Below are 10,768 nucleotides of genomic sequence, written 5' to 3'. Positions count from 1 at the left end.
GTTATGTTCATTGGCTTGAGGAGATAATGTTATGTTGACTATTTTAGGCTTTTTAGAGCTACTCTATCTAAAGATGTAAAGTTTTGTATCGACATTCAACATTTCTGGTTTGTACCATAATCATTGGTAATACCTGGGAATTACCATATATTTCTAATAATGAAGCAGCTTTATCAGAATAAATTAGAGAAATTGGCACTGTATAAACTAAATGACAATCTAAATCTTTTAGTTGTTCATTACGGTCGATAAAAATCTGGTCGTGATTGCTACGTCCATCTGCTTGTGGAACAGGGACTATTCTATCTAAATTATCAGCAATTAAAACTAATTCTGTATATCCTGAAGGTAGATTTTTTTTGGAATCTTGAATAAATTCATTCAATGCCTTAGTTAAAGTAACTGTATGGGGATTAATCAAATCACGAATTTTGCGGCGTTCGCTGGGTTCACTGCGTATCTTAGTAGTTATTTTAGCAAATTGTGAAACCTGTGCTTCAATTGATAATTCTTCTAAAGAAATCTTCGTTTGTAAAAAATCTTTCAAGTCTTCACATCTTTCTTTTAACCAATTCAATATAGCTGGAGAATTAGTTTTATCTTTAAATGCTGTTAATATATTGCGTGTGCAAGCTAAGAGGATATCTGTATATTGAACATCCTCTGGATCAATATCTTCTTCATCAGCGGCAAAGTAGATGACAAAAAAACCTTTTTCATCTAAATCTTTTTGCAGTCTTAGTAATTCTGTAGATTTCCCCGCACCACGATGACCTGCATAAAGTTGACAGGTCTTTCTATCAGAATATAAAATTTCTCTCCCTACAGCTTCCAAAATATCACCATCTCCCCGCACTTCCTGACAGTCAACATAAGCAGGGTCACCAGCAGGTAAGGGACGAAATGGGTCAAAAGCATTATATAGGCGTTTTAAAAAAGCAAAATCTGAAGTCATATTCCAAAATCTCACCACCTAACGGCATTTTAGCGCGAAAATATTGAGATTTAGACTTGAGCTAATATTAAGTCAGTCGGCGATAAAAATTTAATGTATATGAAGAAATATAAATTATGGGTAGGGTGTGTTATGCCGTAGGCTAACGCACCTGAAATTATTGATGTTGCGCTGTGCGACAACACACCCTACATTTGAGTTTCTTAATATAACTTGAAATATTAGCATCTTACAGATAATTTTAAATTTATAAATTCTCAATTTAGGGATGATGATTGCTCAAAAAACTATTCCCGTCGGCTATCTACGCAAAGTCCATCATATCGCTTTAAATGTCCGCGATATGCCAGCATCCCGCCATTTTTATGGTCATATTTTAGGCTTACATGAACTCACAGGGGAAGAAGTCCCAGAAACATTAAAAGAACTGGTGGCATCTGGTAAGGTCGCTAATTTTATTACCCCAGATGGAACAATATTAGACTTATTTGGAGAACCGGAATTATTACCACCAGACCCTGACCCCAGTAAGTCTTTCACTAGGGCATATCATTTAGCCTTTGATATTAATCCAGAATTATTTGATCAAGCTGTGTCCGTAATCAGGGAAAATAATTTAGAAATTGCCCACGGGCCTGTTACCCGTCCTACAGGTAGGGGTGTGTATTTTTATGACCCTGATGGGTTTATGATTGAAATTCGTTGTGACCCTGCGTAGTGGTAAAGGAGTGTTGTCTTGAGTAAGAACTTAGCGCAAGTTTTAAAGGTAATTGAAGAAGCAATTACTAAACCACCAATTCCCCATGACCCCTATAAGCAATCTTTAAAGAATTGGGCTATGTATTGCTTACGGGACCGGGGGTTTATTGTAGTTTATGCCCAAAATGCAGATTTTGCTGTGCAGTTTAAAGGTGGTGACAAGTTATATTTCAAGGTGGCAAATACTGCTGGTGATTTAGATGATAAAACCAATTGGATTATTTGGGATAGTGCCACTAAAACCGCTAGTTTAATTCCCCAGATGTTGTAGATATTAAATCACAAAAGAATTCAACAAGCGATCGCACCATTTGTCCTCCACCAGTTCTGTTACCATCGGTGTAATGCGAAACTGAGGCAGATTGTCACCTAAAACATCCACACGCACGCAGGAATAAGGCTTGCGTGTATTTAAACCATGGCCACTCCGTCCCACATACAACAGGGAGTTTGCCACTTTGCGGGTGGAAATACCATTAGCCTCGTGAAAGGTTTCCATCAGTTCTAAACCCTCTTCCCGTTGCCGACGGGGACGGCGACCACTACCGCCGGAAATGATATAGTTGATATGAGAATCTGCATAACCCGTGTTTTCTGTTTGCAGGTGTTCTAAACAATGGGCATGACCGCTAAAAACTAAATCAGCAATGGGTCTTCCTTGATGGAGATTTCCCAAGGTCGCTGCAACCTGGTCAAATGCCCACCGCAAACGATGACGCACAGCTAAAGTTTGGCCTTGATGCCATTTGGTGGCTTCTGTCACATAAGGGGGATGATGGAGAAAAATAATTCGTCCCCGTACCTCGCTATTATGCCAAGATTCAATTAACCTATTTTTTAACCACTCCAATTGTTCCAAATCAACATCCGCACTGGTGTGAGACTCTAATTGCTTTTCTACGTCAATTTTGATTTCATTGATTTGGTCTAATTTACCACCCAAATCAGCTAGTTGTTCTGCCTCACTGGGATAATTGGGGTTGAGTTTGTCGCACGCTGCTAAAATCTGCAATTCTTCTTGTTCGATTTCCAGACGACGCTGCTGCAATTGTTGACGGTAAGCATCACCAGCTTGAGTTGCTGGTAAAGGTTCAGGAGTATTGAAAGTATTAGAATCTAGGGCAAAAAAGTCGATGCCACCATAGCGGAAAGTGTAGTAACGGTTAGGTAAGCGTGTAAATTCTCCTGGTTGATACCGTAAACACCTGCCATTATCAGTTTTCGCGGTGTAATACTGGTCTAGATGCCGTTCTAACTCTAGAGGGTAAGAAATGCCTCCTAAATAATCTAAAAATGCCCTAGCGTAAGCATCTCCTTGATTAGAACCATGCCAACCAATTTCAATATCTTTGTAGCGAAAGATGCGACGTAATGGCAAGGTAGCACCAGCAACCAAGCGATAGGGCCATGGTACATCATAGTAATCATGATTACCCAAAACTGGCAAAATTGGCAACTTAAACACCATATTGTCGTAGGTCAGACTATCTGGGTTTTCACCACCAACTAGAAATTCTCGATAGGGCTGAATAAAATTTCTGGGATAATATTCGCGGGAACCAACCACATAAATCACATCCCCGGTGTGCAGAACAAAACGGCAGTCCCCACCATATTTGAGCATCATTTCCATCACTTGACGTTGAGGATGGTGGGAATAATGGGACTTGGTACCGCTATCACCAATGACCATAAAGGAAAACTCAGAATTTTCCTGATAGTCATCATCTACGACCATGGAGGTTTGGTCAATTTGGCGTTGGACAATGCTGGGATGTTGCCACCTCACCCGTTGCTTCATCTTGTGAATTTTGACAGGAACTGGTGGTTCAGAAATCAATCTCATAGCTGAAATAAGCTACTGCCTGGGAACTAATATATGCAGGTTTGTAAATTTACTGTAACAAATTTATTGAGGAGGGACAAACTTGCACAGGTGCGATTGCTCTACACATTAGCACCAGCAATTATTGATATTTTACCAACAAAACGACCAAAATAAACTTAAATCTTCACTTGACCAAAAACATTTCCCAGACATTAAAAATTGAAAACTCTCAGAGAGATATTCTAAATCTGGTAAATTAGCATAAAAACTTAAAGTTGAGCGGTCAGGATAGGAAATTTTTATATTAATTTTGTCGAGAGTTGCGTCTGTTTCTAGATTTAAAATCATCGAAATAGCTAACATCCCTTCTGGTAATGTTATTTGCATTAACTCTTCTACAGCCATCAAAACAATTAAACTTCTTTCCTTCGATTCATTAGACCATGTCAGAGGCATATCAAAGCTAATAGATACCAAAGGATGAGATGACTGCCACTTTTCCACCAAATAAGCCATAGATAAAGGGAGGCTATCTTGAATGGAAGCTGGACACAAACGTTCACTCAATTGCACTAAAGAATAGTGAAAATTGTCACATTTTTGAATATAAGACTTAATTTCTGTGTGAGATAGATTTAAAGCATCTATTGCTAATAAATCAAAACTTCGACGAATAGAAAAATATTCCTGTAATAAATTATCGCGAATTTCTTCTGCTTCTAAAAAGAATTTAAGAGATTGCCGATAAGACCACCATTTTAGAGCATTCTGGATTTTTTGTTCGGAGGTCATAAACTGTAGTAGCAGTATGACTGATATAAATTGTAGAATAACCTGCTTGAGGAAGAAGTGAATTATGACTATAAATCTGTTGCGAATCTAGCCTTTCGCAACATAAATTGTAGTGCAGTTTCTTCCTGGGTAATAATGTCAGCTTGTGCTTCCATACCCGGTTGCAATTGACATTGTTTTTGTTGATTACCAAAAACATGCTGTGCTGGTTCAATAGTGGCTTCAAAATATCCCCCAGTAGCTGTTTTTTCTTGATTAGTAATCACATCTGGAGAAATATATTTAACTACACCATCTAAGGTACCGTAATCAGGGTAAGGACAAGAATTTATCCGTAGTTTTGCGACTTTACCAACCACAACTTTATTAATTTCTGCGGAGGGAATCTTCGCTTTAATTACGAGTTTAGTATTAGCAGGTACTATCTCCGCAATAGATTCACCCATGCGAATAACCTGACCAGAATTACGTAAATTTTGCTTGAAAATAATTCCACTACTAGTAGCGAAAACAATACTACTTTTTAATTTATTATCAAGCTGTTTAATTGCTTGTTGATATTGTTTAATTTGACTATGTAATTGAATTCTGCGCTCAATTAATTGTTGTTTCTCTTTATGTAAAGTTGCTAAACTAGATTCACCTCTAGCGATTTCTTGAGCCACACGTTCTTGAGCAATAGTCACATTGGCAATGGAGGGATTAACAGCTACCCGTGCCGATAAAGTCTTGAGTTTAGATATTTCTAAAGATTTGCGCTCAGATTGTAGGACAGATTGTAACTGCTTCACAACTAATTGTTTTTGCTCAAATTCTCGTCTACCAATAGCACCAATTTTGGCTAATTGTTGATAGCGATCGCGATCTACTTTAGCAAACTCTAAATCAGCTTGAGCCTTGCGTACATCTGCCTCAGACTTTTGGGAATTAGCCAAAGCTGCTAACCACTCACTTTTAGTATTTATTTGTCTTTCTTGATATTCTCTTTCATTCCTCATTAAATCTGCTTTAGCTGCATTGACCGTATTAGTAATTAAATTCTGTTCGGCTATGATTTGATTGCCTAAAGCATTAATTTGGGCATCAATTTGAATAACTTGCAGGTTACTCTGTTGAATATTATCTTTAACCTGACTTCTTTCTATGAGTAATTCTTCATTATCAAGTTGGGCAATTTTATCACCCAATTTAACTAACTGATTTTCTTTGACAAAGATACTTTTCACAGTACCTTCCACTTGAGATTGAACTACCCGCACTTCTCCTGTGGGACGCACAATTGCCCCAGCTTTAACAGTGACATTGTATTTAATCCAGGAAGATAAAACAACACCTACAGTTACTGTTCCCACCAAAAATATGCCTGTAAAATAAAGCCAACTATTAACTGGTGGTAGAACAGTATCAGTTTCAACAGTAGAAACAACCTGAGAATTATGAGTGTAAAGCATAACAGTAGAATAACTAACCCTTAGGTAACTAAAAAGTCTAAATGTTCTCCTGGAATTGCCTTCAAATCTGCTAAGGAACCTTGTAATTTTAGTTTGCCCTGTTCAAGTAATACCACCCAATCTACTCGATTAATTACTTGGGGACGGTGAGTAATTAAAATAGTAGTTTTGCCTTTTCGATGTTGGAACAATCGCTCTAATACCTGTGCTTCACTTACAGGGTCAAGACCACTAGTAGATTCATCTAAAATGAGAATAGAAGGGTCATTAACAATCGCTCTAGCAATAGCTAACCTCTGTCTTTGACCACCAGATAAATTCGCTCCAAATTCACCTAAGATGGTTTGATATTTATCAGGAAGATGGCTAATAAACTCATCAGCACCAGCAATTTGACATGACCTGACAATTTGCTCAAAGGAAACATAAGGTGCCCCTAACCGGAAATTTTCGACAATAGAACGACTCCAAAAATGAGCATCTTGAGGAACGAGTACCACTTGTTGACGCAGACATTCTAAAGACAGGTCTTGGAGATTATAAAGTCCAATGCGAATATTCCCTGATTGAATCGGATATAAGCCAGCAATGATTTTAGCTAAGGTACTTTTACCACAACCAGATTTTCCAATTAAAGCAACCACTTGACCACCAGGAATGTTTAAAGAAAAATTCTCTAATAATTCCAGACGACCACTATAGTGAAAGCTGAGATTAGTTAGGGTAATATCTGTGTTGTCGGTAATTTTAGCAAAGGGTTTTTTCCCATCGTTTTCATTTTCTGGAGTCGCATCAATGACTTCTGTTAATCGTTGGGTGGCTGTTTTAGCTCGTGTAAATTCCTCCACAAAACTAATGATGGTGCTAATCAAGCCTACAAAATTAGCATTCATAGAATTAAATGCTAGTAGTTGACCGATACTCAGGTTTTCTAGAGGATTAATGACTAAATTACCTCCAAACCATAATAAGATAACGCCACCAATTGCAGAAACAAAACCAGAAAAAGTATTATTGATAATGCCAATTTGAATTGTGCGGAAACTTAGAGTAGCTAATCGGCTAAATCTATTATCTAATTCGTCTTTAAATTGTAAACCGGAACCTGTAGTTTTAAGGGTCAAGGCACCTTTAAAGGTTTCCACTAAAACACCTTGAGTTTCCGCTTCCGTGACTAGTAGTTCACGAGTTTTTTGTCTTAATGTCGGTTGGAAAATAATAGTGGAAATAGTCATAACTGCGGCAATAAATAATGCTACAGCTGTTAATTTCCAACTATAAAAAATCATAAAACCCAAAGAAATTAAAGCAATAAAGAAGCGACTAGGTAAACTAACTACTACCTGAGCCACTAATTGATTAATTTGTTCTATGTCTTGGAGCCTACTGACAATTTCACCGCTACGTCGAGATTCATAGTAACTCAGAGGGAGACGCAAAATTTGTTGCCCAAACTCTAAAACTAAACCTAATTGTAAGCGTTGGGCAAAGTGAGCAATTAAGTTAGATTGGACAAAAGAAAGACTGTGAGAAATAAAATTCATCACGACTACAGCAATAGCTACGGTAGTCAGTAACTTAGTATCTCCTCTGACTAATACATCATCGGTGAGCAGTTGTAATAAAAAAGGAGAAGCTAAGGATAGTAAACCTAAAATTAAATTAATTGGTAAGGCTTGAACGAGAATGGCACGATAAATCCACACTCGTTTAAAGAAACGCCAAAAACCACCTACTTGGTCATCTTGTTGCTCAAAAAATTTATTGGGGTCTGGTTCTAATAGTAGGATTAACCAATCAGTCCAACCTTCTACCAAATCTTTGTGAGATAGCTGACGCATCCCCACCGCAGGATCAGCAACGAGAAAACTTTTGCCTTTTTTACCATATAAAACCACCCAATGATTGCCTTTCCAGTGAATAATTGCTGGCAAAGGTGCTTCATTGAGTCTATCTAGCACCTCTGCTGATGTTTTCACTGGTCTAGCTTTAAAACCTAATGTTTCTGCTCCTCGTTTCAATCCTAATAATGTCGTGCCAAACTGTCCAGTACCTACGGCTTCCCGAATATGATTTAGTGTAAAAGTTTTTCCATAAAACCTAGCAATTGAAGCTAAACAAGCTGCGCCACAATCTTCTTCGCTATGTTGTTTAACAAATTTATATTTCATGGCTTAATGAATAGATATAGCAAATAAAAAATGGAAATATAGAAATAAATCTAATCTGATTGTTAGTGTCTGGTGAAAGTAAAACTTGGTATATGCTAATTGCCATGTCAAAACATTGATTAACTACAAACCTAAAATCCTAGTCAAGAAGTTGCCACCTCTTCTGCCGCTATTTTGTCGCCTACTATCGCTCCCGAAAAACATGGCTAAAACAAAGGTAGTTTGAGCGAAGTGATATTCTGTTTGATTAAGAGCAGAACCATTAAAATTGCCTTGATTGATATTGATGGCACTGCTACCTCTGGTGTCTATATTTGTTTGTTGATAAAACATATAGACGATGCTAGGTAATCCTAAACTGGCGAAATTACCTCCTGATACTGACTCCTGTTCTTGTGTAGATAATGTTTTAAACAAGTTGGAGTTTACAGTTGTTTGGTGTTGCAGATGAACCACGATACAAACTCTATTTTTAGCAACTACTAGATTCGCCACAACATTCAGGTGTATAGTCCCTAACTGTATTTTGTTGGACTACACACCAAATATTTTGATTAGACTAATTGCAGTAATTAATCAATGGATCAATTACGGAATTAGAGGTAGTCTAAACTTGGGAATACCAAGAGTAGCACCAAGGGTAAGATTAGCCAAACTGAAGGTTAATCTTTTATCACTGAAACCGTAAGATTGGCTAGAACTGCCATTAGGACCAGAGGTTGTACCTGACCAGAGACCTTCAATATTTTGAACGTATCCAGTCAAGTTAACAGCGCTTGCTTTTCCACCAGCAACTACTGCTTGTTCTTCCAGAGATACTTGTGTAAACAATTGATCTAACATAGTAGAATGTCCCTTGATTTAAAGACTGCGGAGAGTGTTTTGCTGTATTTACGGCTCAACCCTGCGCTTGATATCCAAGATATCGGAATCAAATCAGTCGTTCATTTACGATTTCTGCAAACTTAATTGCCAGCTAGAGAAGAATATATTTCCCTATTCAGCCGATCAAATTACCGAAAAATTCATGCCAATTTGGCTGATGCTGGGGCAAAAGTATGCTTTGGGAGTAAATAGTAGATGTATAGCTGTAGACGAAGCAGTTAGGACATTAACTAAAGCTAAAAATTGTGGTTCTTCGGTACTTTTTATGGAGAACCCACTTCAAAATAACCCTCTCGGTAGCTACCCTCATTTGGGTTGGGAATTGCTGGAGATGTGCGAGATTGATATCAAATTCCAAAGGCTATTCCCATCAGTAGATGAATTGACATCTTTACTAAATAAAGTATTGAATCAGGGCGAGCTAGTTAGTCATTAAGTGGCATCGTCAGATAAAAACAAAGCAAATAGTGACTACGTTGCAATTTAAATGCCAATTAGCTTATTTTGCAGTTATTTAATGAGAATGATAATCAAATGATAGTGGTGGCTTAGGAAGTGATCGCTCACCCACCAACTGCTTTCGACCAGGTTCAGTATCAACTATCTGAAAGCCATGCACCATCCTTTACTACTGATTCTTGTTAAAGTCACTATTTTTTTTCTGATGTTAGCCATAGGGAGCAACCTCTCTTTTGAAAAGATGCTCTCCTTCTGGCGAAAACCTGCCTTAGTATTCCGTGCGTTTCTAGCCGTGTCGCTGCTTGTCCCTCTAGTAGTTATTCTTCTGCTGAAATTGTTTAACTTACCGCCAGAAGTGATGATCGGATTAGCTTTATTGGCAGCTTCTCCAGGTGCGCCTCTAAGCACAAAGCGCTCGCAAATGGCTGGAGGCAGCTTAGGCTATGCAGCAAGTCTTCAGCTTACCCTAGCAATACTTGCGGTTTTTCTTACTCCCCTCACCTTGGCGATTTTTGCCATCTTATTTACGGATATATCGCAAAAAGTGGCAATTTTAGAAGTTGCCCGACAAGTCATAATGGTGCAGATATTGCCTGTCAGTCTCGGTCTTTTAATGCAAAAGTTTGCTCCTACATTCGCTCAAAATATCGCCCAACCCTTAACTTTTATTGCTGATGGTCTCTTTTTGGGGCTGGTTATTTTAGCGTGTATCTTAGGGCTACCACTGTTTTTCAAGCTTTGGGTACTACCACTCGAAGCGATAGCGAAGCGCTGCTGCAAGCAGTTCGCCATTATGGTAGTTGCCTCTCTAGGAATTGGACACGCTTTAGGCAGACTCGATGATGATAGCCGTTCTACCTTAGCGATTTTCTGTGTGGCTCGCAATTTTGGTTTAGCTTTGTTTATCGCCATTTTGAATCATGTAGAGCAGCAGGTGATGCCGACGCTGGTGGCTTACTTAATTTTGGGAGCCTTTGTAGGTGTTCCCTACTCCATCTGGAATAAGCGCAGATTAGCTGGAAACCCTTTATGAGTCAGCCATCCGTCAACTCAGAAACACCTGAGCAGCCTTCTACCAATGATTTAGCAGCAGATCGTACCGAACTGGCTAAATACCGCAGCCGAGCGGCAGCAGACCGCACCTTAATGGCTTGGATACGCACCTGTCTCTCGTTGATTGGTTTCGGCTTTGGTATCCCCACCATCGTGAGGACGATTGAAAATACTCACCTTAGTCATAAACTTAACCCAGTCAGATTTTCAGTAATTGTGGGACTGTCTTTTATTGGTACGGGAATGTTGGGAATGGTTTTAGGGTTGAGGGAACATCGTCAACTACTCAAACAAATCCAAAGCGATCGCTATACTTACGAAACATCTCACAGTGCGGAAATTGTTGGGGTGGCTTTGCTAGTGATTGGCTTAGTTAGTTTTCTTGGCGTAGTAATTCGGGCAATGAATTTTTAAA

The 10,768-nt window shown here is 38.6% G+C and carries 12 protein-coding genes; 5 read left to right on the top strand and 7 right to left on the bottom strand.

Translation table 11 applies throughout. The features are described from left to right. Positions 1-67: 67 nt before the first annotated feature. Positions 68-955, bottom strand: coding sequence for an AAA family ATPase (locus tag H6G73_RS13690; RefSeq protein ID WP_190605305.1), 888 nt, complete (start codon positions 953-955; stop codon positions 68-70). Positions 956-1,226: 271 nt separating this feature from the next. Here H6G73_RS13690 and H6G73_RS13685 point away from each other — a divergent pair, with 271 nt between their 5' ends. Both H6G73_RS13685 and H6G73_RS13680 read left to right on the top strand, forming a co-directional pair. Further along, positions 1,227-1,673: a VOC family protein gene (locus H6G73_RS13685; protein ID WP_190605311.1), complete on the top strand. Its 447-nt coding sequence runs from the start codon at positions 1,227-1,229 to the stop codon at positions 1,671-1,673. Between the two features lie 18 nt (positions 1,674-1,691). Then, a complete protein-coding gene (locus H6G73_RS13680) occupies positions 1,692-1,985 on the top strand; it encodes a hypothetical protein (RefSeq protein ID WP_190605303.1) in 294 nt (97 codons plus the stop codon). A gap of 3 nt (positions 1,986-1,988) precedes the next feature. On the opposite strand, the gene H6G73_RS13675 is transcribed toward H6G73_RS13680, so the two are convergent. The 6 genes from H6G73_RS13675 to H6G73_RS13650 all read right to left on the bottom strand — a co-directional run bounded on the left by H6G73_RS13675 (position 1,989) and on the right by H6G73_RS13650 (position 8,799). Continuing rightward, complete coding sequence (locus H6G73_RS13675; RefSeq protein ID WP_190605301.1) at positions 1,989-3,560, bottom strand: metallophosphoesterase family protein; 1,572 nt, start codon at positions 3,558-3,560, stop codon at positions 1,989-1,991. Positions 3,561-3,692: 132 nt separating this feature from the next. Further along, positions 3,693-4,334 (bottom strand): hypothetical protein, encoded by a 642-nt coding sequence (locus H6G73_RS13670; protein ID WP_190605300.1) that lies wholly within the window; start codon positions 4,332-4,334, stop codon positions 3,693-3,695. Between the two features lie 68 nt (positions 4,335-4,402). Then, on the bottom strand, positions 4,403-5,785 hold the full coding sequence (locus H6G73_RS13665; RefSeq protein ID WP_190605297.1) for an HlyD family efflux transporter periplasmic adaptor subunit: 1,383 nt from the start codon (positions 5,783-5,785) through the stop codon (positions 4,403-4,405). A gap of 20 nt (positions 5,786-5,805) precedes the next feature. Beyond that, positions 5,806-7,956, bottom strand: coding sequence for a peptidase domain-containing ABC transporter (locus H6G73_RS13660; RefSeq protein ID WP_190605295.1), 2,151 nt, complete (start codon positions 7,954-7,956; stop codon positions 5,806-5,808). A gap of 123 nt (positions 7,957-8,079) precedes the next feature. Continuing rightward, positions 8,080-8,412, bottom strand: a complete 333-nt coding sequence (locus tag H6G73_RS13655; RefSeq protein ID WP_206756234.1) for a hypothetical protein — start codon at positions 8,410-8,412, stop codon at positions 8,080-8,082. A 132-nt stretch (positions 8,413-8,544) separates the two neighbouring features. Further along, on the bottom strand, positions 8,545-8,799 hold the full coding sequence (locus H6G73_RS13650; protein ID WP_190605289.1) for a CTB family bacteriocin: 255 nt from the start codon (positions 8,797-8,799) through the stop codon (positions 8,545-8,547). Positions 8,800-8,983: 184 nt separating this feature from the next. On the opposite strand from H6G73_RS13650, the gene H6G73_RS13645 reads away from it, so the two are divergent. From H6G73_RS13645 to H6G73_RS13635, 3 genes are all read left to right on the top strand, one after another. After that, on the top strand, positions 8,984-9,277 hold the full coding sequence (locus H6G73_RS13645) for a hypothetical protein (RefSeq protein WP_190605286.1): 294 nt from the start codon (positions 8,984-8,986) through the stop codon (positions 9,275-9,277). Between the two features lie 177 nt (positions 9,278-9,454). After that, on the top strand, positions 9,455-10,333 hold the full coding sequence (locus H6G73_RS13640; RefSeq protein WP_190605284.1) for a bile acid:sodium symporter family protein: 879 nt from the start codon (positions 9,455-9,457) through the stop codon (positions 10,331-10,333). Beyond that, on the top strand, positions 10,330-10,767 hold the full coding sequence (locus H6G73_RS13635; RefSeq protein ID WP_190605281.1) for a YidH family protein: 438 nt from the start codon (positions 10,330-10,332) through the stop codon (positions 10,765-10,767). The genes H6G73_RS13640 and H6G73_RS13635 overlap by 4 nt, the downstream gene beginning before the upstream one ends. Position 10,768: the final 1 nt, after the last annotated feature.

Origin of the sequence: Richelia sinica FACHB-800 (genome assembly GCF_014698825.1) — a bacterium.
Taxonomy (GTDB): domain Bacteria; phylum Cyanobacteriota; class Cyanobacteriia; order Cyanobacteriales; family Nostocaceae; genus FACHB-800.
This window is presented reverse-complemented; position numbering and strand designations above follow the sequence as displayed.